The sequence below is a fragment of the Sphingorhabdus sp. genome (genome assembly GCF_046596595.1).
In the GTDB taxonomy this organism is placed as follows: domain Bacteria; phylum Pseudomonadota; class Alphaproteobacteria; order Sphingomonadales; family Sphingomonadaceae; genus Sphingorhabdus_B.
Genome location: NZ_JBKJMB010000046.1, coordinates 16833 through 38810, shown reverse-complemented (window position 1 = coordinate 38810; position 21978 = coordinate 16833). Strand labels below are relative to the sequence as shown.

Below are 21978 nucleotides of genomic sequence, written 5' to 3'. Positions count from 1 at the left end.
GAACGACAATGTTTGACGGAAAAAAAATTAATTACAAGACTTGTTTACAAACGCAGATTGATTCACCTTCAGTATTGCGGAGGGCAGATAAATGTTTGAAGCAAGCAATTTCCATTCAACGAAAGGAGGTGATCCGATGTCTCATGGTTCAGTTAAGAGGTCGGACAATTCCGTTCGGGAGATCGGCCGCTGATGTAATCGGCGATGCCGGTCACGGCATGAAAGCAACTTCCGGCAGCGGGCGTCCGACCGCTGACCCATGTTTAAGGGCCGCTGGATAACTCTAGCGGCCCTTTTTCACCATAACGACACGCTTTTACTTAATTAGCTTGGCGTGCTTGTTGGAGAAGTTGTTCCGCCATTGGTGCCAGGGGTGCCCGATCCTGTCGTACCAGATCCGTTCGATCCGGTATCGGTTGGTCCAGTTCCAGTTGCGGGCATTCCGGTTCCGGCTTCATTGTATTGGCTCCGAATGGGGCACTGAGCACATTAGCGCCTATTTAATGTTCCAGTTTGATGACGCAATTGCGTTCGATCGGGGTTTTGATCGTTCCAGTGTGAATGCTTTTTATCGAACAACGGTGGCAAATATTATTGGAATGCCTACATTGGAACCTTCGCCTTGTGGGATATCCAAGAAATGAAGTTTGTGCGCGTCAGTTGGAAACTATTGGTTGGTTTAAAAGATCTGCTAGTTCTCGTGTTCATGCTGCTATTTTTTGCCGCAGTTTTTTTGCTACTGAATTCAGGCCCAAATCCCGCTTTAGTGCGTGACGGCGCATTGCTGCTGAAGCTGAACGGTGTGGTGTCCGAGCAGCCGGCAGATATGGACCCGCTAACAGCTTTGACCTCATCCGCCACACCTGTTGGTGAGATTCGCCAACGGGACATTATTCGTGCGTTGCAACTCGCAGAAAAAGACAATCGGATAAAAGCAGTCGTTGTCGATATGGACAGGTTCATGGGCGGCGGGCAAGCCAGCCTTGCAGCAATCGGCAGAAGCCTCGACGCTGTGAAGAAGGCGGGCAAGCCCGTCTACGCGTTTGCCACAGCCTATACGGACGACAGCTATCAACTTGCTGCGCATGCGAACGAAATCTGGATGGATCCCCTTGGCGGCGCGATGTTAGCCGGCCCGGGCGGATCACAACTTTATTTTAAAGGCTTGCTCGACCAATTGGGCGTGAAGGCCAATATATACCGTGTCGGCACATATAAGAGCGCGGTTGAGCCATTTTTGCGGACAGACCAGTCTGCTGAATCCAAAACTGCGATTAAAGGTGTCTACGACGAGGTCTGGAGCCAGTGGAAAGCTGATGTCGCCAAAGCCCGTCCACAAGCGCAATTGGAGCAGATGCTGAATGATCCTGCTGGTGCTGTTGAGGGTGCTAGAGGCAATCTCGGGCAGTTGGCATTGTCGACCAAACTTGTCGATAAGTTGGGCGACCGAGTCGCCTTTGGTAAATTTGTTGCCAGCAAATATGGTGCCGACGAAAAAAAGACCACTGGCGGATTTGCTTCAGTGCCGATGGAAGCGCTGATTGCGCATTATGGTCCCGAGTCGGCAGGCAAGCAGATTGGCGTTGTGACCGTTGCCGGCACCATAGTTGACGGTGAGGGTGGTCCCGGATCTGCAGCTGGTGACACCGTTAGCGCGCTGATTTATGATGCGCTCGACAACAAGGATTTGAAGGCGCTGGTCGTTCGGGTGGATTCTCCCGGCGGATCGGTGATGGCATCGGAAAAAATCCGCCTCGCCATTGCGGCTGCCAAAGAAAAGAAAATACCAGTCATTGTCTCGATGGCGAATTTGGCCGCAAGCGGCGGTTACTGGATATCGCTTCCCGCCGATGTGATTTTTGCGGACCCCGCTACAATTACAGGTTCCATCGGCATATTCGGCGTGATCCCGAGCGTCGAATCCGGTCTCGCAAAAATCGGCGTAAATGCCGACGGTGTCAAAACAACACCCTTGTCCGGCGAACCGGATTTCCTGAGCGGGTTTAGTCCACAGTTTGACCGCGTCGCGCAAAGTGCAATTGAAAATGGCTATCGCCAGTTTTTGACTCGTGTTGCAACTGCGCGACAGAAAACGCCAGAGCAGGTTGATGCCGTGGCTCAGGGCCGCGTGTGGGCCGGTGGCACCGCGCGCCAGCTAGGATTGGTGGACCGCACCGGGGGCATGGATGCAGCGCTTGCAGAAGCGGCGAAACGTGCTGGCCTTAAATCAGATGACTGGCACCCTGTGTATATCGAACCTCCCGTTAGCTTTGCTGCAAGTCTGTTAAGCGGACTAATGCCGAAACGGGCACAGGCAAGCGCGCCTATGGACATATTCGGTCATGCTGCATGGCAGCAGACCTTGTTTGTTCAACGCATGGCTACTGATCTTGAGATGCTGACCGGAGTTAAAGGCGTTCAGGCCAAATGTCTGGAATGCGGTGATTTCGCGTCGCCCGCTCCTGCGGTACCGGACAAAGGCTGGCTCGCGATTTTGGCGAAGGCGATCAGCTGAAGGACCGCTGTGCGGTGAAGCCTAGGCCTTGACCGCACAAATTAGCCCAGACGAAGTCGCAACACCCAATATTTCAGGGTCTTGCAACGAACGTGTGCGCCGCAAAAATTCTTCAACGGTCACCTTGCGCATATCCTGTCCGCGCAGCTTTTTCAGACCATTTAACTTATTAAGCTGAACGAGCGAAAGCCGGTCGACCATCCGGTCCGCCATGCACGCTGCGATCGGTTGTGATAGCCCTGCGTCCATCAACGCGGTGCGGATGCGGGTTTCAGGGGTGGCACAAGCCGAAAGCGCCAATGCCGTTAAGCTGACCAGCGCAATCCGTTTCATATGCCGTGTTCCTTCGCTCGTTCGACGCATTCCAGAATAATGCGCTTGGCGTCTTTTTCATCACCCCAGCCATTCAGCTTGGCCCATTTTCCGGGCTCCAGGTCTTTATAATGGGTGAAGAAGTGTTCAATCTGTTGGAGAACGATCTCCGGCATGTCCTTATAGGTCACAACGTCGGAGTAATACGGAAACGTGGCATTGACTGGAACGCACAGCAGCTTTTCATCGCCGCCCTTGTCGTCTTCCATCATCAGAACGCCAACCGGGCGGCATTTGACCACAGCACCAGCGATAATAGGTGAGCGCGCCACGACAAGCGCGTCCAGCGGGTCGCCATCTTCGCCTAACGTATGCGGAACAAATCCATAATTGGCGGGATAGCGCATTGGCGTGTGCAGGAAGCGGTCAACGAACAGGGCGCCAGACGCCTTGTCGAATTCATATTTTACCGGCTCACCGCCAATGGGTACTTCAATCAGGACGTTGAGGCTGTCGGGCACATCGTCGCCCGCCGGAATCAAATCAATACGCATGGGAGAATGCTTTCACTTTGTTATTGCGTGGGTCGCCGCGGGCTAAACAGACGGTCGATGGCCGTCTCGCCTTGACCCACGGGTTCGAGGTGCGGATAGCGCAAACCGCCTGAATAGGCGATGTCTATTTGTTCATAACGCTTATTGCGCTCGATAAGCAGCCTGACGGGCGTCTTCTTATCCTTGGCGGTCTTGATGGCGCTGGTCAGGCCGTCCTTGGAGTATGCATAGCCATCTACAGCAATGATCTTTGCGCCATTCACGATATTTGCCTTGAATGCGGGGCTATTCCACATGACCGATGTCATGCGGGGCTATTCCACATGACCGATGTGACTTTCGCTTCCTTGTCGAGAGTCAGCCCAAGCGAATGCGTCAGGTTGAAGCTGCCGCCTTCTTTCATGAGCTCCTTGTCGAATATATTGGGCTCTTCCTTCCAGACCAGCCTGTACCCGCCTTTTTCCAAGCCCGCTAACGGCGCTGGTTGGCCCGGCTGACGCAATTTGCTGTCAAGGAACTTCGCCCAGTCATAGGGCTGTAAGGCATTCAGCGTGCGGACCACTTCGTCGAAATGATAGGTCAGCACGCCCCAATCCTTGTCACGGACGCCGAAAAACGCCTTGGCAAAATCATCCAGTGATTTGGCGCCCTTGGACAAAGCGCGAATGGTCATGTCGGCGTCAAGCCATATCAGCGAGCTTTCATTGTAATAATCCTCGCCACGCGCCTGGCTTGCGAACGGTTTCGCTTTGCGTGCCCCAAAGATTGGGTCATGCGTGGTGTCCTCGACCGAGCGCCAGGCACGGCCGGGCTGTTCTGCATAAAATCCGGCATATTTCGCCCATTCGGCAAGAACCATTTCCTTGGACTGCAGACCGGATCGTGCTCCGAGTACCAGGTCCCAATAGCTGGTCTGACCTTCATACACCCACAACAGATTGTCGCGCATCGGTGTCGAATAATCGGGTGTCCACATCGTGGCTGGCCGGCGGAATTTGCCGTTCCAGCTATGGGTAAATTCATGCGGCAACAACCCGCGTTCCGACATATTGTCATCCCATTCGATGAAATAATCGGTTTCGCGGGTATTTTCCGAACTGCGGTGATGTTCAAGACCAATCCCGCCAAGTTCTTCGGTCAGGCCAAGCAGAAATTCGTAACGGTCAAAATGCTTCGAACCAAAAAGCAGTAGCGATTCGTCCACTAACGCTTTGTGTGCAGCGATCTGCTCCGGCTTAGCCGCAAGATATTTGGCGTCATCGGCCCAGACATTCAGCGTGACATTGTTGCCCAGATCCCATTTCTTATAATGCGGTCCAGCGAACATCGGGCTGTCGACCAAGGTTTCAAAGCTGGTGACGCCGTAATCGATACGGTTGCCCGTAATCTTTGCGCCATCAAGTGCGGCAACGCCGGTCCAGCCTTCTGGCAAGGTGATGGACGGCTTTATCTGGATAGCACGGGTAAAATGTCCTGCAGGATATAGCGCGACCTGTTCCCACTGCACATTCATCATATTTGTGGTGACATTGATTCGCCCTTCACTCTCGCGCACGGGGGCAGTGAACTGGAATTCGACATCGACGGACCTTGTGCCTTCGGGCACGTCAACATGAAAGGCATAAACCTCGACCGGATCGCGGGTCCAACGCAGCGTCTTGCCGCCAGCGCGAATGATGAGGCCAGTCATCTCGGCCAATGCGCCGCGCGGCCCATGCTTGCCCGGAAGCCATTGCGGATAAAGCAAAATGAGCGGCTTGCCTTGCTCGACAGGGATGACTTGCTGCACCTGAAAAATGGCGCGATCAATGTCGGTCGCATCCACCTGCAATATCATTGGCGCCGACAGCGGCCGGTCCTCCGGCTCCGGAATTGTGGACATAATGGGCACCGGTTGCGGTGTACTGTTCTGGGCGGATGCTGCTGAGATGAGGCTGGCGGAAAGGGCGAGGGCGGCAATGAGCCGCGACAATGTAACAGAAGTCATGGTTGGGGTTTCTGCCGAAAGTGCCGTGCGGCGTCCAGCCCTATTCCACTTCCAACAATTAGCCGCTAGGGCGCTTGTCGATGGTAAAGATACAAACACCCCAAGCCGTGCGCGGCACACAGGACATGTTCGGCGAGACCGAGGAGCGCTTTGCGCATGTCGTGGCGACCTTCGAGCGTGTGCGCCGCTTATATGGTTTCAAGGGCCTTCAATTGCCGGTCATTGAGCCGACATCAGTATTTGCGCGCAGCCTTGGCGAGGCAACCGATGTTGTCTCAAAGGAGATGTACACGTTTGACGACCGCGGCGGAGATTCCATCACGCTGCGGCCCGAATTTACCGCGGGAATAGCGCGCGCCTATCTAACCAACGGCTGGCAGCAATTTTCACCAATGAAGCTGTCGGTGCACGGTCCATTATTCCGCTATGAACGCCCGCAAAAGGGCCGCTATCGCCAGTTCCACCAGATTGACGCAGAAATTATCGGCGTGGCTGAGCCAGCGGCAGATGTTGAATTGCTGGTAATGGCAGATCAATTGCTGAAAGAATTAGGCATCAATGACGGTGTGACGTTGCAGCTTAACACGCTTGGTGACACACAAAGCCGTGATGCATGGCGCGCGGCGTTGATAGGGTATTTTAATGATCATAAGGCCGCGTTGTCCGAAGACAGCCTCGCACGGTTGGAAAAAAACCCGCTGCGTATCTTGGACAGTAAAGACCCCAAGGACCGTCCAGTAGCCGATGCTGCGCCTGTCATCGACGCTTATCTGTCGGACGAAGCACAGGACTTTTTCGGCGCCGTGACGGCTGGCCTTGATGCCGCAGGGGTCGCCTGGACACGCAACGCCGCTCTTGTGCGCGGTCTCGATTATTACCGCCACACGGCATTTGAATTTGTAACCGACCGGTTGGGCGCACAAGGCACCGTGCTTGGCGGTGGGCGCTATGACGGCTTAATCGAGAATTTGGGCGGACCCGCAACGCCCGCGGTCGGCTGGGCTGCGGGGATTGAGCGCCTGGCGATGTTGATTGAAGGCAAACCCGAAAACGTATCGGTTTTAGTCATTTCGGACGATGTTGAATTTGAGGAGGATGCAAAGAGGGTTGCGAATGCTCTTCGCCGGAGTGGTATCTCCGTATACGATCCTCTGAAAGGTAATTCCAAGCGTAGGTTCGAAATTGCCAAGAAGCTAAACGCGCGGGTGGTTGTTCGCTTTCAAGCGGAGCGCCCAGAAAGTGCTAAAGGTCGGACCGGATTTCTGCTGAGAATAAATGCTCAGGACTCGAGCGATCCTGTCAGTTTCGCGATTACAGAGTCTATTTTGACTGCGCTGCAATCTTCATTCGACGTAACGCGTCATGAGCGGACGGAATTCGGCTTTTCCGTTGATGGGGTGTTGGCTCCGTTAGCATCATAATGACTAAAATCTCCCCGCACCGTATCGCGCAAATTGAATCGCGTTTTTCCGAACTTGAGGCTCGGATGGCTTCGGGACAGTTGGAAGGTGACAGCTTTGTTGCTGCGTCCAAGGAATATTCCGAGCTGGAGCCTGTGGCGAAAGCTGCTGCGCAAGTGCGCCGCCTCCGCAAGGAAATCGAGACGCTTGAGCATATGGCGAACGATTCTTCCGATCCGGATTTGCACGACATGGCGGTCGAGGAGTTGGACGATGTCACACACCAGCTTTCGGACGCGGAAACCTCGCTTGCCATTTCGCTACTCCCACGGGATTCCGCCGATGATCGTCCAGCGATGCTGGAAATCAGGGCTGGCACGGGCGGCGATGAAGCGGCGTTGTTCGCCGGCGACTTGTACCGAATGTACGAACGCTATGCCGCAGGGCAGGGGTGGAAGATCGAGCCAATTTCGGTCAGCGCCTCGGACGTTGGTGGATTCAAGGAAGTCGTGGTTGCGATCAAGGGCACTGGTGTGTTTGCGAAGCTGAAATATGAAAGCGGCGTGCACCGCGTGCAGCGCGTGCCGGTGACCGAAAGTGGTGGACGCATTCATACCAGCGCAGCGACCGTCGCGGTGCTACCTGAACCAACTGAAGTGGATATCCAGATCGAGGCCCGCGATCTGAAAATCGACGTCTATCGCGCATCGGGCGCTGGCGGGCAGCACGTGAACACGACGGATTCTGCTGTGCGCATCACCCATTTGCCGACGGGCATCGTTGTCACCTGTCAGGACGGCCGTAGCCAGCATAAGAACAAGGAACAGGCGATGCAGGTCCTGCGCGCCAGAATGTATGAAAAAGAACGTGAGGAAGCTCAGGGCGCCGAAGCAGAGGCCCGTAAAGCAATGGTTGGCTCGGGCGACCGGTCCGAGCGTATTCGCACTTATAACTTCCCGCAAGGCCGCGTCACCGACCACCGGATTAATCTGACGCTGCACAAGCTGCCCGAGATATTGGAAGGCAGCGGACTGGGCGAGCTGGTTGCCGCCCTGATTGCCGAAGATCAGGCCGAGCGTATGGCCGGGCTAGGGGATTGATTCCATGATTAAATGTTTGTTATCCTGAACTTGTTTGAGGATAACGCCTAGGCGTCGCCTGTTGTCCTGAAACAACTTCAGGATGACGATATGTTTTGAATGGCTTTACCTTTCCAGCTGGCCCTGCTCTGCGCGTTGCGTTTACCCCATTCGTCACTCTGAACTTGTTTCAGGGTCCATTTGGTCTCTTCAACCCTGATTTTTGCTGCGTGATGGATGCTGAAACGAGTTCGGCATGACGGTACTATTTAAGCGGTTTCACACTTCCAGCCGGCCATGCTCCAATTTGGGCAGCACATAGCGCGCGAACATGTCGCATTCGTTGATATGCGGATAGCCTGACAGAATGAACGCATCGATACCTACCGCGCGATAAGCGTTGATTTTGGCGAGCACTTGGTCAGGATCACCAACGATAGCTGCGCCGCAGCCTGATCGGGCACGGCCGATGCCCGTCCACAAATTGTCCTCGAGATAGCCGTCATTTGCTGCCGCCTGTTCGCGCAGCTCAGCCTGATGCGCGACACCAAAGGTTTGCGTGTCGAGCGATTTGTTGCGGATTGCCTCGCCCTGCTCAGCATCGAGTTTTGATAGCAACCGGTTGGCGTAAGCGCGCGCCTCTTCCTCGGTCTCGCGCACAATGACATGCGCGCGGAAACCATATTTCAGCGTCCGTCCAAACTTCGCCGCGCGGGCTGTCATGTCGTCGACCAAGTCCTTCGCGCCTTGCACGGTTTCCGGCCACATCAGATAGACATCGCAGCCTTCTGCCGCGGCATCTTTGGCGGCGGGTGACAGGCCACCAAAATAAAGCGGCGGGCATTTGCCGCTCACGGTTTTCATGCGCGGCGGGTCAAGGTCAATCTTGTAATGCTCGCCATCGATGGAAAGATGCTCGCCATTAAGCAGCGTATTCAGGATATGCATCGCCTCAACCGTGCGGCGGTAGCGCGGCTCGGAATCTATCTTGTCGCCGGGCAGATCAGAGGAGATGATGTTGATGTTCAACCGACCCCCCGAAATCTGGTCAAGCGTAGCTATCTGGCGCGCGAGCTGTGGCGGCCAGCTTTCGCCGATGCGCACCGCCATGAGCAATTTGATCCGCGTGGTGAGCGCTGCAATCGCACTGGCAAAGGCGGTGGTATCAAGCCCAAGCGCATAGCCCGAGGGGAGTAATATATTGTCGAAGCCGCCTTTTTCGGCGGCAAGCACGATATTGCGGCAATGCTCCCAGCTGGATGCCAACATTGGATCCGGAACACCCAGAAATTCATAATCGTCATCGCAAAGGGCGGAAAACCAGCTGACTTCGACAGGCTTGCTCATGGCAGGGGCACTCCTCTGGCAGCGACCAGCACATTATACCAATCCGCACGGGTCCATTGGATTTTGAAGGCATCGGCGGCCTCAATTATGCGCACCGGATTTTGCGATCCGACTATCGGGATTGGCCGGGCAGGGTGCGCCATGATCCAGCTATAGGCAGCGGCCGTGCGTGATACGCCATGCGCCTCGGCGACGCCCGAAAGCGCCGCAGCGACCTTTTGTTCACGCGCATTGCTTGGCACGCCGATACGACCGCCCCCAAGCGGTGACCAAGCCAGCACCGCAAGGTCCATCGATATAGCTTGATCCAGCTCACCATTTTCGATGGTGTCGATGCGTAATGGTGACAGTTCCGGCTGTGTGGACACGATGGGCACTGCGCTAAACTGAGCCAGTGCCGTGATCTGCGCTTGCGTGAAATTGGATACCCCAAACGCGCGGATTTTGCCGGCCTTGTGCGCGTGTTCAACCGCCCGCGCAATTTCCTGCGGATGCGTGAGTATGTCGGGCCGGTGGATTTGCCAAAGATCAATGCAGTCTGTGCCCAAGCGGCTCAGGCTGTCGTCGATGGCTTTGGTCAAATATTCGGCGCTGCTGTTGTAAGGGGTCGGCGGTGTAATGCCGCCCTTGGTCGCGAGAACCATGCGGTCGCGATAATCGGGGGCGTCAGCAAATACCTGGCCCAAAAGCTCTTCGGCCTTGCCAAAGCCCTGTTCGCCGAAGCCGTAAATGTCTGCGGTGTCGAACAAGGTAATGCCTGCCTCAAACGCTGCATCGATGGCAGCGCGCGCGGCGGACAGTTCAAGCCCGGCAAAGCGCCACATGCCCCAGGCAAGCGACGAAATTTCTATGCCGCTTTTGCCTAAAGGGCGCGTGCGGGGCGGAGTGGGAAGCGTCATGGGTTTTTGCTCTTCTTTAGTGAGGGGAAATAAGGCGGGGCCACGGACTCGCGGCTGATAAGTTCATGCGGCAGGCGGCGATGTTCAATGCCGCCCTCCCCGAACAACAGGTCGGCTGCGGTCGAAGCGAGATCGCGAACCGGCTGGCGCACGGTGGTTAATGGCGGCCACACAACGCGGGCAAGTGTGGTGTCGTCGAATCCAGCGACTGATAGTTGCTCAGGAACTTGGATACCGCGCCGGTGCGCTACCGCAAGCACGCCAGAGGCCATGTCGTCATTGGATGCAAAAATGGCCGTTGGCGGGTGCTTGAGCGACAGGAACTGCTCGGTTGCCGCAACGCCGCTTTCGAAATCGAACAGCCCTTCAGCAATCAGGTCTGGATCAACCGAAATACCTACGCGTCCTAATGCGCGTTCGTAGCCAGCCTGACGTTCTGTGCTTGCCATATGATTGGGATGGCCCTTGATAAAGCCAATACGCCGGTGTCCGATGTTAATCAGCTTTGTCGTCATATCATCGGCGGCTTGCATATCGTCCATGAACACTGAACTGGTCAGGGCGTGGTTGGTGCCGGGCGAAATGCGGACAAAGGGAATGTTCAGCGCCTCAAGCGCGTTCAACACGGCTACACAATCGGTAACAGGGGAGGACAATATGGCACCATCGACATGCGTCTGGCGCACCATACCGCGCACTTGTTCACCGACATCGGGGTCAGCAACGTCAACCGGCTGAGCGATCAGGCGCATGCCTTCTTCATGGCACCTGTCCCAGCAGCCTTGCATGATCTGGTGCATATAATACGGGCTATGATTATCGTAGATCAGCGCGACTTGGCCTGACTTTGTGCCGGCGAGAATCCGTGCTGCGATGCTTGGGCTGAACCCTAGCTCCGCCATCGCCGCATCCACCTTCGCCTTAGTTGCCGCGCTTACATAGGGATGGTCATTCAGCACGCGGCTCACGGTTTTCACCGCAACACCGGCAAGCTTTGCGACGTCGCGGATGTTGGCGCGGGGGTTCATGAGCCGAATGCCTTTCCGATCGACGCAAACAGGTTGGCGTGTGGGCTGTCCTTGCGGGTGAAGACGGGTGGCTTGCCATGCGGCGCGGCAATCGCATGCGTGCCTTTGGTGTAAGCAGCGCCAGTCCACAGGTGCAACCATTCCCCTTCTGGTAAAATCACAGCGCGGCTCTCCTGGCCCTGCACAACTACCGGCGCTACAAGCATATCCGCACCATAAAGATATTGGTCCTGAATGTCATAATAAGCGGGATCATCATAATGCAGGAACAAGGGGCGCTGTAACGGTAAGCCAGTGGCGACTGCTTCCTCTGACAGCGCGCGGACATAAGGTGCAAATTGCGCATGCACTTGGCTCATTCGCGCGAAATGGGTAAGGATTTCCGGACTGCTGTCGAGTTGCAAATTATCCGCTGGGCGGTTGCCCTCATGGCTACGCATGACCGGCGCAAATGCGGCAAGGTCAATCCACCGGTGCATCAACTCTGCAGTGCGTACGACGCCATGCAGGCTCGTGTAACCGCCAAGGTCACTGTGGTGGTAAGCGTTGCCGAGCAAGCCAGATGATAAGGCTGCGGTGATCACCGTGTTGATCCCGTCGTGCCGGGTAAAATCAACGCATTGGTCACCTGCCCACAGCAACGGACAATGCGCCTGCACGCCTGAGAACCCCGCGCGCATGAAGAAAGTGGCGTCGTCGGTTTTCCCACGCGAAGCAATGGCGTCGGCGTTGACCTTTGCCCACAACACCGGCCAGCGATTATGCGCTTCCATCGGATCAGAGCCATCGAACAGGCGCACATCGGTTGGCAGATATTCGCCAAAGTCGGCCATCCACCCCGAAAGGCCAAAATCGAGCATCTCCTGCCCTATGATGCGTTCTGAAAACCAATGGGCCGCGTCAGGATTGGTGAAGTCGACCACCCCTGCGTCAAATTCGCCGAAGTCGACCGCATAAGCTACGTCGCAGTCCTGCCGAAACGCCAGATATTTGTTTGCCAGTGCCTCTTGATACAAAGCGCCATCGACCGCCAAATAAGGATTCACATAACCGAGGAAACGAATGCCCCGCTCGGCGAGGGAAGCGATTGTTGCAGGCAAGTCCGGGTAACGGGCAGCATTCCATTGCCAGTCCCAGAACAAGCGCTTTCCGAAGCTTGTTTGCCTGATCCCTACCCAATCCTCACACCACAGACCCGTAATCGCGGCACCCGACGCGGCTATTTTTTCGAATCGCGCGAACGTGTCTTCGCCATCCTTAAGGCCGACAATTGCGCCCGATATAGCCCAGTCGGGCAAAGGCGGCTGCCGTCCGAAACGATCGGACAGCCGCGTCACCAGTTCAGATATAGAGGGTGCGTCGAACAGTTCCAGATCCACATTGGCCGACCAGCACTCGATGCCAACCCGACCTTCTCCACTTAAATCGAGCACCGCATATGCCGATGTTTCGAGATGGACAGCATATCGTTCGGAACTCAGCCAAGTCGGCTGCGGATAATTGGTTGTCCAATAATCACCGCCCGCCAAGCCCTCGGCATCCATGGTCTGTGTAAGCTTCGTCGTTTTATCGCGGCCGACACCCGGTTCGGACGTCCAGAATGGAAAGCGACGCCCATTCAGCTTGAGATAGGACATTTGCTCCCCGCCGCCCCAAAAGGCTTCCGACGGTGCACACTGCAACTTTAACCAAAGCCGGTTTGCGGTTGGATTGTTGCAGCGAAGCTTCAGGACGGATCCTTGCGCGCTCTGCGCAAGTTCAAGGGTGACCACAAGTTCCGGCCGGGCCATGTTCCAAAGACGGATTACACCATTGATCTCGCTAATGCAGTCGAGCGGCAAGCGGCTCTCCACGACGTCGCCGATGCGGAAATTACCGCGCACCATTTCCAAATCCGGTGTGCCAGAGCCAACCTCAATCGCTGGCTTGTCGGATCGATGCGACAGTATGCAGACGTCATCGCGCAGCAGGTCAAAACCGCCAATTTGCATGATGATCGAAAATGGCAAAGCTGTCCCTTTCGCCCGTTTGAGACGGCAACTATGGCATCATTGCAACAGTTCCGGCCTAAATAATGTCGCTATATGACACCGCTAGACATATCAAGACAGTTTGGTTACATCAACCCTGTTATCAACGAAGTAAGGCCGACCTGCAAAGTTCAACGGGATGTTCATTCCTGTCGAAACTGCCAAATACGGGCGGCGATTTAGGGAGGCACAACATGCAGATTTCCACACACGCAAAATCGAAACTACTCCGCGCGGCATATCTCGGCAGCAGCGCGATCGCGCTCGGCATCTCGGCCCCTGCGTTGGCGCAGGTCGAAGAAATCGTCGTTACCGCGCAAAAGGTAGAAGAAAATGTTCAGGATGTGCCGATCGCCATCACAGCCGTTTCCGGCGACACGCTTGCAGCATCGGGCACAAATAGTCTTGAAAATCTGAGCCAGCTTGTTCCGTCGGTGACATTCCGCAAGGGCACGACCAACGCCAACTCGGCAGTCGTTTTGCGCGGCGTTGGCACCATTTCATTTTCGATTGCAGCTGAACCAAGCGTGTCGACCGTCGTTGACGGTGTTGTCCTTAGCCGGTCGGGTCAGGCATTCGCCGACCTTGTGGAAATCGAGCGCCTCGAAGTTTTGCGTGGGCCACAAGGTACCTTGTTCGGAAAGAACGCGTCGGCTGGCCTTATCAATGTCGTATCCAAAGGTGGCACCGACACGCTTGAAGGCGAATTCACGGCAGAATATTATGAAGGCAACGAAGTCCGCACCCGCGCGACGATATCTGGTCCAATCGCTCAGGACCTGACATTTCGTACAAATGCCTTTTACGGCAAATATAAGGGTAACATCACCAATGTGGTTCCATTCGGTACCCGCGATGAAAAGATCAATGGCTACGAGCATATTGGTTTCCGCGGGTTGCTCGATTTCGATAACGGCCCGGCCCGTATCAAGTTGATTGCGGATTATTATGAAGCTGATGATGATTGCTGCGGCGAAGTTACCGGCGTCTCGCGCGGTTCTGTTCTTAATGCCGAGCTCAATCTGCCACTTGGCGTTGCCCAAGGTGAAAACCAGCGCTTCGTTAATCACAACCTCGTGACGCAATCGCTCGATCGCCAATATGGTATCACCGTGAACGCCGATTTCGACGTGTTTACGTCGCATACTTTCAGCGCCATCTACGGCTATCGCAACTGGAACAACGAAGAACTGCGCGAAGGCGACTTTCTGCCACGCGCAATTGTTGGGACACCGCAACTGCATGACCGCGGTTTCGTTGAAACCGATCAAAGCTCGCTCGAGCTTCGCTTGGCTTCTGATCAAAGCAAGGCTTTCAAATATCAGGTTGGAACATTCTACTGGAAATCGGAAAACTCGCAGGACTTCACACGGAATGTAATCACGTGCACGACGTCAACACTGCCCGTTGATCCGCGCACCGGTGCTCGTCCCTGCAACCTTGCCGACAATGTAAACACTCTGTTCCCAACCGCGACATCACGCAGCGTAGTCGATATCGAAAATTATGCAGTGTTTGGTCAGGCGACTTATGACTTCACTGATCGGATCGGCCTGACTGTGGGGATGCGCTGGACTCACGACTCCATTGATTACGCACACCGTCGCGCGCCTGGCGTAAACCGCACAACAGGCCTTCCTGCAACGGGTGCCGGTATTTCCGGCTCGCCTGCAGGAGGCACGATTACAAGCGGCGGCAATGGCACGGTGTTGTCCACCGGATCTTCAAGCAACAGCAACTTTTCAGGCAAGGCCGTGCTGACCGTTAAGCCAACGGACGATATCATGCTCTACGGCAGCTACACGCGCGGGTATAAGGGACCGGCGTTCAACGTCTTCTTCAACCATACTGCGCCGGTTAACGCGGTGCCGATTGACGAAGAAACCTCGGATTCGTTCGAAGTGGGCTTCAAGAGCCAGTTTGCCGACAACCGTATTCAGGTGAATGCGTCGGCGTTCCAAGTGACATATGACGGGTTTCAGGCGAATAACTTCGTTCTGTTGAATGGCGCTGTCGTCACCAACCTGACCAATGCAGGTCAAGTCCGCAGCACTGGTTTTGAACTCGACGTTCTGGCCAACCCTGTCGAAGGCCTCGATTTGTTCGGCAGCGTTGCCTATGCCGACGCCAAGGTGCGACGGTTCAACCCAAATCCGTTGACCAATGCCCCCGATGCCCGTGATGGCACCAAATTGCCTTTGGCTCCAGAGTGGAGCTGGAACATCGGTGCAGCTTATGAAACACCGTTCAGTTTCTTCGGCGGAGATGCCAAGGTTTATCTGCGGACAAGCTTCAACCATGTTGGAAAGCAATTTTCCGATCTGGGCCAAAGCGGCCCCATCGACAGCTATGGTCTTTGGAACGCGAGCGTTGGCTATTCCGACGCCGAAGATAACTGGCGCCTGACTTTCATCATGCGCAACATCACAGACGACAGCTATGTCTTGCTGAACACCAGCGCTGGTCAGCGTTTACACATACCGCGTGATGCGGACCGCTACATGGGGGCAAGCTTGCGCTTCCGCCTCTGATTGCGTTTATCTCGTCACGTGAAAATAGGCTGGATCCCACACCGGGCTCCAGCCTTTTTTGTTAAAGATTACTGAGGAGAAAGCGAGGACGGGTTATGCGAGACCAATAGCAATTGACCCGTCCTGGCTGAGTGGGTGTTGAACGAGATAAACAATGCACCGTTCGTGCCAGTCTGTAAAAAGTACATATTATGAGATACATAATTATCTACGCAATTTCCGATCGACTACTGACTGTAAAATTGTTCGACGAAAAACCGACACGCAAAGACGAGTGACGTTTACAACTGTAATCGAATCGATTACATCTGTAGTCGGAGAAAATAAAAATGTCCTCAGAACGTATCAGCGACGCCGAATTTGCGATTATGGAAATCTTGTGGGAGCGGGCCCCGCTAACAGCGACAGAGGTTGCTGCAAACCTGCCCGACAACCGCGAATGGTCACTGCCTACCGTGAAGACCTTATTATCTCGATTGCTGGCAAAAGCTGCGGTCGAGAACCGCGCCGATGGACGCCGGTTTCTCTATTCGCCGCTTATCGAACGCGAGGATTATGTCACGCATGAATCAAAGCGGCTCGTGGATCGCCTTTTTGGTGGCAAATTCATGCCGCTGGTGGCGCATCTGGCTGAGCAGGAAAAGCTGAGTGACGCCGACATATCCGAAATCGAGAGACTGTTGCAGGAGATGAAATCATGAGCATTGATTTTATGGGTGCGTGGTTGCTGGATACCATATTGATAACCACGTTGCTGATGGTCGCCGTCCTGCTTGTGCGGCGTCAGGTGGCGAAGAATTTCGGGCCCGGCGTCGCTTATGCGCTCTGGCTCATTCCGGCCGCCCGGCTATTCATGCCCACGCTTGAGGGTCCTGCAACTGCCACAGCCACTGGCGGTCTTAGTGTTCAAGACACGGTCCGCGAATCAATTCTTGCGGGCATGTCTGCTCCGGAGAGTAATGCTGCGGTTGTCAGTCATGTGGCCGCTATTCCCACCATAGATTATGCCGTGCTCGGGCTGACGTTGTGGCTTGGCGGCGCAGTGCTGTTGTTCATCACGCAAATGATCCGCTATGCCGCGATGCGTGACGATCTGTTGGCTGAAGCAGCCGACATCGCCACCATTGACGGGATTAGGATAATATCGTCAGACCAGGTGGTAGGACCGCTTGCTTTCGGTCTATTCAGGCGGGTCATTGCGGTGCCGGATAATTTCACGAAAACTTTTTCGGTTGCCGAGCGTGAACTCGCGCTTGCCCATGAAATGGCGCACCATAAATCGGGTGATCTGTTTGCGAACCTCGCGGCTTACACGGTGCTGTGTCTGCTGTGGTTTAACCCTGTTGCATGGATGAGCTGGAGTGCGTTTCGTTTTGACCAAGAAGCCGCATGTGACGCCCGTGTCCTCGACGGCAAGGATTCTACCCAGCGTGAAATCTATGGGCGTGCGCTTGCCAGGACCGCTTTTGATGGCGTGCCGACATTTGCAACAGCGCTCAATTCCCCCAAAACCGTTATCGAAAGATTGAGGAGACTGACAATGAATGACACCAGCAAACGACGCCGGTCCGTCGGCAAATTCGGCATAGTGGCCGCGGCTGCTATCATCCTGCCACTCACTGCCACGATTGTGCCGGCGATTAATGCCCAAGACGCGGGCGTCCCAAACATTGCGGCACCTCTTGCACCCGCCGAGCCTGAACGCCCTGCCGAGCCCGCAGCACCAGCCCCCCCGGCAGTGCCTCCTAAGCCCGTCAAGATTATAAACATCTCGCTTGGCACCACGACCGATGGCAAGCCCGACGGTAAAGTTGTTCAAAAGATTATGCGCGACGGCACGACCTATATATTCAGAAGCGAGAAACCGCTTTCCGACGCGGAGGTCGACAAGGTGATCGCGGACTCGAACGAATCGCGTGCTGAAGCAGGCATTGCGATGATCGAAGCGGAAAAGGCAGGCCGTGAAGCTGCGAAGGCATTGGCTGAAGCAAATGGCGCGCAGGCGGAAGCCAATACGGCACGGGCGTCAGCTGAAATCGCCCGTGGCATGGCTGAAGCGCAGCGCGTTTATGCCATACGCATGGCATCGGCTTATGTGCCCGAGATTGATATCAAGGAAATCACCAAGAATTGCGCCGCTGGACAACCAGTCACCACGAACGTCGAAGGATTTGACGGTACGAACAAATCGCGCGTCAAAATCGTGATGTGCGGTAAAGGCCAGGCGCGCATCGCGCAGGTTGAAGCCATTAAAGGCCTGCGCGAAGCCCGGCGCGAAATTGGGAATGATAAGGACATGCCCAATGACATCCGCAAGGATGTGGTGAAGCAGCTCGACGTGCAAATCCGCAAACTTGAGGCACAAAGCGCTCAAGTAGATTAACAGGGAAACTGGCACTCGGGCGAAGCATGCTCCCCTTTTGACTGCTTGGTCGGGGCGGTTTCCGAGAGCCGCCCCTTTTTCTTTTGTAAGATATGCGCCATATCAGGCCAATGAACTGGCCAGACACAATAATAGCAGGTGAAACCGAACAGCATGAGCCGTTGGTGCGCAGAGTGCTTGCGCCCAATGCGTCGCCTTATACCTACACGGGCACGCAAACATGGATTGTCGGCAATGGCAGCGATGTCGCCGTCATTGACCCCGGCCCGGTTGGCAGCGGCCAAAGCATCGGTGATCCTGCTGACATCAATGGGCAAGGGCATGTTGAGGCCATATTGCGCGCCGTGGGCGATGCCAAAGTCACCGCGATCATGTGCACCCATACCCACCGCGACCATTCCCCAGCCGCTGCACCGTTGAAGGCGGCAACGGGCGCGCCAATCATCGGCTGTGCCCCGCTGATGCTGCGGGATGACGGCCCTCGTGCCGATAGTGCATTCGACCCTGATTATGCCCCAGACCGCATTCTGGGCGACGGTGAAGCTGTTTCAGGCGATGGATGGACCATAGAGACTGTTGCTACACCAGGGCACACCAGCAACCATCTGTGCTTCGCCCTGCGCGAAAGCGGCGCGCTTTTTACCGGTGATCATGTGATGAAATGGTCAACCAGTGTCGTCAGCCCCCCCGATGGAGACATGAGTGCCTATATGGCGAGCTTGCAAAAGCTTTATGACCGTAAGGACCGCATATATTATCCAGCGCATGGCCCGGCAGTGGAAAACCCAAGACAGCTTGTACGTGGAATGATTGGCCATCGCCGACAACGCGAGCGGCAGATTTTGACCTTGCTTGAGGGCGGCGAGGGTCATGTGCCCAATATGGTTGCGGCCATGTATAAAGGTTTGGACCCACGCCTAATCGGCGCGGCAGGCCGTTCAGTCCTTGCGCATTTGATTGATTTGCAAAATCAGGGCCGCGTGAGCGCGCAGGGCGAAGGTTGGCATTACATCGCCTAAGCTTGATGCCCAACTGAAGTCGTGATATTCCTGACGGCGGTCGCGATGTCTCAACAGGGGGGAACGGCGCATGGCTTCATTGGCTCCGGCACGATCGCAAACAGGCGAGGCCGACAATTTTTTCCGCACATTGGCCATTTTGATGGCGTTGATCATCGTTGCGGGCTTCTCATTTCAATATCTCGCCGGACGCTCCAGCTTTGCTGCGCGGCCGCTTGTCCATATGCACGGAATTGCATTCATGGCATGGGTTGGCCTGTTTGTGGCGCAGGCGTGGCTTGCCACACATGGGCCAATTGCGTTGCATCGAAGGTTAGGCTGGATTGGTGCGGGCTGGATCGCGGTACTTCTTATTATGGGCAGCCTGATCAGTATCGATGTGACTCAGCGCGGCACGGCTCCGTTCTTTTTTAAGCCGCAACACTTCCTGATTGCCAATCCGTTGTCGGCCATTGTCTTTGCCGCGCTGGCATGGACAGCTATCCGACTTCGGCGACAAACCGACTGGCATATGCGATTGCACATTTGCGCGATGACGGCGATTATCGGCCCGGGCTTTGGCCGTTTGCTGCCGATGCCCTTGCTCATGCCGTACGCGTTTGAACTTGCCGGGATCGCAGGACTGGTGTTCCCGGTCGCTGGCATCATCTATGACCGCAGGAAATATGGCAAAGCACACCCAGCATGGTTTTGGGGGATTGCTGCAATCCTTTCTGTAATTCCGGTATCGCATCTCATCGCCAATTCTGCCGTGGGTGACGCAATCTATGCGGCGGTGACGGCAGGGCACCCTGGCGCGAAAGTGCCCGGACTTGAATTTGCACCTGCACCAATGCCGAAATAATACCTGACGCATTGGCCGCAGGCTGTTTTGCACTTATGTAGGCGGCATGATAGCTCAGCCTCAGCAAGTTTGGACGAAGCGCTTATTCGCGCTTGGTCTTTTGATATTCATCGCTGTTCTCATCTGGTGGGCCATGGCCAGCGTGCGTTCTTGGCGCGAGGGGCCAACGCCTGAAACAATTGCCAGTGCCAGCCTCACCGGAATTCGGGAGCAAAACAGGCTGTCTGCCTTTGCCGCCAATTATGCAGCGGTCGTGACGAGCGAACAGAAGCGTTTTGGGCTGAGCGCGAAGAAAACTTTAATCATGCAAGGTCTTGTGCGTTACGAGGTTGACCTTGCAAAGCTGACAGAGGATGATGTGCGCTGGGATGCGGCCTCGCAAACGCTTCGCGTGAAAATCCCTCCGATCGAAGTCGCTCCACCCCAAATCGACCTGAACTCCATTCAGGAATATGGCGAGAATGGTATATTGCGGGCCTTTACCGATGTGGACGACACATTAGACGATGCAAACAGGTCAAAGGGGCAGGCTGAGCTCGTGCGACAGGCCAAGGGGCCCGTGCCGATGAAATTGGCGAGAGACGCCTTCAAGCGCGCGGTTGCCCAGAATTTTCAGGCGCCGTTGCGCGCAGCAGGGCTGAACGCGAAGGTCGAGACCTATTTCGCAGATGAAATCGGCGGTGATGTCTCGACCCGCTGGGATGAGTCGACGCCGCTGGAGGAAATCGTAAAAGGCCGACAAAAAACCCGATAAAGGTGTTGCGCTGGCCTTGTCTCATGGCAGTATTTCGCCCACATAGTCATTCAATGAACGCTGCCGGCGCGCGTCCGGCACTGCAAAGGTGACATGTAATGAATGCCCCGACCCCCCGTGAAAACCTGCAAGGGCTTGATTTGCTCGCAGAGATCAATCGGCTAAAAAAAGAGCGCAATGCCGTCATCCTCGCGCATTATTATCAAAAGCCGGAGATTCAGGACCTTGCCGATTTTGTCGGTGATAGTCTGGAGCTCAGCAAGCGCGCCGCCGAAACCGACGCTGATGTAATCGCCTTTTGCGGTGTCAGGTTCATGGCCGAAACCGCTAAAATCCTGAGTCCCGAAAAAACCGTCATTTTGCCGGATATGGCGGCGGGATGTTCGCTGGAAGATGCGTGTCCTCCAGGCAAATTCAAGGCGTTTCGCGAAGCCCACCCTGACCATATCGCACTGACGTACATTAATTGCTCTGCTGAAGTGAAGGCATTGTCCGATATCATTGTCACGAGCAGCAGCGCAGAGACGATCCTTAGCCAAATACCGCTGGATCAAAAAATCATCTTTGGTCCTGACCGGCATTTGGGCGGCTATCTCAGCCGTAAATTTAACCGCGAGATGCTGCTTTGGCCAGGCGTATGTATTGTGCATGAGGCGTTTTCTGAAACCGAGCTCTTGAAACTAAAGGCCCAATATCCCGGTGTGCCGGTTGCTGCTCATCCAGAATGCCCTCCGCATATCATTGATCATTCGGACTATGTCGGCAGCACAAGCGGCATATTGCAATTTGCGCAAACGATGGAAGGCGACACGCTGATCGTCGCAACCGAGCCGCACATCATTCATCAGATGGAAAAAGCTGAGCCCGGCAAGACTTTCATTGGCGCGCCCGGCGCAGACGGCAACTGCGCATGCAACATCTGTCCCTATATGGCGCTCAACACGATGGAGAAATTATATCTCGCATTGCGCGATCTTACACCGCAGATTCATCTGGACGAAAATGTAAGGCTCGCCGCCAAGAAAAGCCTCGACCGGATGTTGGAGATGGCAAGTGGAACCGTGGGCAAGGGTGATCTGGGCCGAGCTTAAGTCCTTTTCGCCTTCCTCAGGCTAGTGCTTGTTGTCAATTTGTACACGTCGTTCGCGAAATTCGAAGCTCAGGCATGACTTGGTGGTCTAAGCCTGCTCGTCCATGCGACAGCGCCGACGCGGCAACATCTGCTAAACATTAAATAGAGCATGACCGATCGTAATCTTGCAAAATCTTCCACGAACGGCACGCAAATTTGGCCTA

At 55.2% G+C, this 21978-nt stretch carries 18 protein-coding genes; 10 read left to right on the top strand and 8 right to left on the bottom strand.

The features are described from left to right. Positions 1-640: 640 nt before the first annotated feature. Complete coding sequence (gene sppA, locus ACLL9E_RS04325) at positions 641-2515, top strand: signal peptide peptidase SppA (RefSeq protein ID WP_411290513.1); 1875 nt, start codon at positions 641-643, stop codon at positions 2513-2515. 21 nt (positions 2516-2536) lie between these two features. Here sppA and ACLL9E_RS04320 read toward each other — a convergent pair whose 3' ends face one another. The 4 genes from ACLL9E_RS04320 to ACLL9E_RS04305 are packed head-to-tail and all read right to left on the bottom strand — an operon-like array spanning position 2537 to position 5368. Further along, positions 2537-2848 carry a hypothetical protein gene (locus tag ACLL9E_RS04320; RefSeq protein WP_411290512.1) on the bottom strand — a complete coding sequence of 104 codons (312 nt, stop codon included), beginning with the start codon at positions 2846-2848 and terminating at the stop codon, positions 2537-2539. After that, complete coding sequence (ppa, locus tag ACLL9E_RS04315) at positions 2845-3381, bottom strand: inorganic diphosphatase (RefSeq protein WP_411290511.1); 537 nt, start codon at positions 3379-3381, stop codon at positions 2845-2847. Before ppa ends, ACLL9E_RS04320 begins: the two co-directional genes overlap by 4 nt. Positions 3382-3401: 20 nt before the next feature. Beyond that, positions 3402-3689, bottom strand: a complete 288-nt coding sequence (locus ACLL9E_RS04310; protein WP_411290510.1) for a hypothetical protein — start codon at positions 3687-3689, stop codon at positions 3402-3404. Continuing rightward, a complete protein-coding gene (locus ACLL9E_RS04305; protein WP_411290509.1) occupies positions 3686-5368 on the bottom strand; it encodes a M61 family metallopeptidase in 1683 nt (560 codons plus the stop codon). Before ACLL9E_RS04305 ends, ACLL9E_RS04310 begins: the two co-directional genes overlap by 4 nt. Before the next feature lie 80 nt (positions 5369-5448). On the opposite strand from ACLL9E_RS04305, the gene hisS reads away from it, so the two are divergent. Next, on the top strand, positions 5449-6789 hold the full coding sequence (gene hisS / locus ACLL9E_RS04300) for a histidine--tRNA ligase (protein ID WP_411290508.1): 1341 nt from the start codon (positions 5449-5451) through the stop codon (positions 6787-6789). Continuing rightward, complete coding sequence (prfA, locus tag ACLL9E_RS04295) at positions 6789-7868, top strand: peptide chain release factor 1 (protein ID WP_411290507.1); 1080 nt, start codon at positions 6789-6791, stop codon at positions 7866-7868. The genes hisS and prfA overlap by 1 nt, the downstream gene beginning before the upstream one ends. A 258-nt stretch (positions 7869-8126) precedes the next feature. On the opposite strand, the gene ACLL9E_RS04290 is transcribed toward prfA, so the two are convergent. The 4 genes from ACLL9E_RS04290 to ACLL9E_RS04275 are packed head-to-tail and all read right to left on the bottom strand — an operon-like array spanning position 8127 to position 13112. After that, on the bottom strand, positions 8127-9194 hold the full coding sequence (locus ACLL9E_RS04290) for an LLM class flavin-dependent oxidoreductase (RefSeq protein ID WP_411290506.1): 1068 nt from the start codon (positions 9192-9194) through the stop codon (positions 8127-8129). Further along, positions 9191-10093 carry an aldo/keto reductase family oxidoreductase gene (locus tag ACLL9E_RS04285; protein ID WP_411290505.1) on the bottom strand — a complete coding sequence of 301 codons (903 nt, stop codon included), beginning with the start codon at positions 10091-10093 and terminating at the stop codon, positions 9191-9193. Before ACLL9E_RS04285 ends, ACLL9E_RS04290 begins: the two co-directional genes overlap by 4 nt. Then, positions 10090-11121 (bottom strand): LacI family DNA-binding transcriptional regulator, encoded by a 1032-nt coding sequence (locus ACLL9E_RS04280; RefSeq protein ID WP_411290504.1) that lies wholly within the window; start codon positions 11119-11121, stop codon positions 10090-10092. The genes ACLL9E_RS04285 and ACLL9E_RS04280 overlap by 4 nt, the downstream gene beginning before the upstream one ends. Then, positions 11118-13112 (bottom strand): alpha-glucosidase, encoded by a 1995-nt coding sequence (locus ACLL9E_RS04275; protein ID WP_411290521.1) that lies wholly within the window; start codon positions 13110-13112, stop codon positions 11118-11120. Before ACLL9E_RS04275 ends, ACLL9E_RS04280 begins: the two co-directional genes overlap by 4 nt. Positions 13113-13345: 233 nt before the next feature. On the opposite strand from ACLL9E_RS04275, the gene ACLL9E_RS04270 reads away from it, so the two are divergent. The 7 genes from ACLL9E_RS04270 to nadA all read left to right on the top strand — a co-directional run bounded on the left by ACLL9E_RS04270 (position 13346) and on the right by nadA (position 21773). Then, on the top strand, positions 13346-15682 hold the full coding sequence (locus tag ACLL9E_RS04270; RefSeq protein ID WP_411290503.1) for a TonB-dependent receptor: 2337 nt from the start codon (positions 13346-13348) through the stop codon (positions 15680-15682). Positions 15683-16011: 329 nt separating this feature from the next. Then, positions 16012-16383: a BlaI/MecI/CopY family transcriptional regulator gene (locus ACLL9E_RS04265; protein ID WP_411290502.1), complete on the top strand. Its 372-nt coding sequence runs from the start codon at positions 16012-16014 to the stop codon at positions 16381-16383. Then, positions 16380-18065, top strand: a complete 1686-nt coding sequence (locus ACLL9E_RS04260) for a M56 family metallopeptidase (RefSeq protein ID WP_411290501.1) — start codon at positions 16380-16382, stop codon at positions 18063-18065. The genes ACLL9E_RS04265 and ACLL9E_RS04260 overlap by 4 nt, the downstream gene beginning before the upstream one ends. A gap of 110 nt (positions 18066-18175) precedes the next feature. Next, positions 18176-19084 (top strand): MBL fold metallo-hydrolase, encoded by a 909-nt coding sequence (locus tag ACLL9E_RS04255; RefSeq protein WP_411290500.1) that lies wholly within the window; start codon positions 18176-18178, stop codon positions 19082-19084. Between the two features lie 70 nt (positions 19085-19154). Further along, the gene (locus tag ACLL9E_RS04250) at positions 19155-19928 is read left to right on the top strand and encodes a hypothetical protein (protein ID WP_411290499.1); all 774 of its coding nucleotides are present in this window, start codon (positions 19155-19157) and stop codon (positions 19926-19928) included. A gap of 46 nt (positions 19929-19974) precedes the next feature. Then, positions 19975-20682, top strand: coding sequence for a DUF4230 domain-containing protein (locus ACLL9E_RS04245; RefSeq protein ID WP_411290498.1), 708 nt, complete (start codon positions 19975-19977; stop codon positions 20680-20682). Positions 20683-20780: 98 nt separating this feature from the next. Next, positions 20781-21773, top strand: coding sequence for a quinolinate synthase NadA (gene nadA / locus ACLL9E_RS04240; protein ID WP_411290497.1), 993 nt, complete (start codon positions 20781-20783; stop codon positions 21771-21773). Positions 21774-21978 lie beyond the last annotated feature (205 nt).

Bases quoted from the DNA above. Each gene is read 5' to 3' on its own strand.
- ACLL9E_RS04245 (WP_411290498.1), top strand. From the start codon at position 19,975: ATGATAGCTCAGCCTCAGCAAGTTTGGACGAAGCGCTTATTCGCGCTT.
- ACLL9E_RS04285 (WP_411290505.1), bottom strand. From the start codon at position 10,093: ATGACGCTTCCCACTCCGCCCCGCACGCGCCCTTTAGGCAAAAGCGGC.
- ACLL9E_RS04320 (WP_411290512.1), bottom strand. From the start codon at position 2,848: ATGAAACGGATTGCGCTGGTCAGCTTAACGGCATTGGCGCTTTCGGCT.
- ACLL9E_RS04265 (WP_411290502.1), top strand. From the start codon at position 16,012: ATGTCCTCAGAACGTATCAGCGACGCCGAATTTGCGATTATGGAAATC.
- ACLL9E_RS04255 (WP_411290500.1), top strand. From the start codon at position 18,176: ATGAACTGGCCAGACACAATAATAGCAGGTGAAACCGAACAGCATGAG.
- ppa (WP_411290511.1), bottom strand. From the start codon at position 3,381: ATGCGTATTGATTTGATTCCGGCGGGCGACGATGTGCCCGACAGCCTC.
- ACLL9E_RS04260 (WP_411290501.1), top strand. From the start codon at position 16,380: ATGAGCATTGATTTTATGGGTGCGTGGTTGCTGGATACCATATTGATA.
- hisS (WP_411290508.1), top strand. From the start codon at position 5,449: ATGGTAAAGATACAAACACCCCAAGCCGTGCGCGGCACACAGGACATG.
- ACLL9E_RS04250 (WP_411290499.1), top strand. From the start codon at position 19,155: ATGGCTTCATTGGCTCCGGCACGATCGCAAACAGGCGAGGCCGACAAT.
- sppA (WP_411290513.1), top strand. From the start codon at position 641: ATGAAGTTTGTGCGCGTCAGTTGGAAACTATTGGTTGGTTTAAAAGAT.
- ACLL9E_RS04270 (WP_411290503.1), top strand. From the start codon at position 13,346: ATGCAGATTTCCACACACGCAAAATCGAAACTACTCCGCGCGGCATAT.
- nadA (WP_411290497.1), top strand. From the start codon at position 20,781: ATGAATGCCCCGACCCCCCGTGAAAACCTGCAAGGGCTTGATTTGCTC.
- ACLL9E_RS04310 (WP_411290510.1), bottom strand. From the start codon at position 3,689: ATGACATCGGTCATGTGGAATAGCCCCGCATTCAAGGCAAATATCGTG.
- ACLL9E_RS04280 (WP_411290504.1), bottom strand. From the start codon at position 11,121: ATGAACCCCCGCGCCAACATCCGCGACGTCGCAAAGCTTGCCGGTGTT.
- ACLL9E_RS04275 (WP_411290521.1), bottom strand. From the start codon at position 13,112: ATGCAAATTGGCGGTTTTGACCTGCTGCGCGATGACGTCTGCATACTG.
- ACLL9E_RS04305 (WP_411290509.1), bottom strand. From the start codon at position 5,368: ATGACTTCTGTTACATTGTCGCGGCTCATTGCCGCCCTCGCCCTTTCC.
- ACLL9E_RS04290 (WP_411290506.1), bottom strand. From the start codon at position 9,194: ATGAGCAAGCCTGTCGAAGTCAGCTGGTTTTCCGCCCTTTGCGATGAC.
- prfA (WP_411290507.1), top strand. From the start codon at position 6,789: ATGACTAAAATCTCCCCGCACCGTATCGCGCAAATTGAATCGCGTTTT.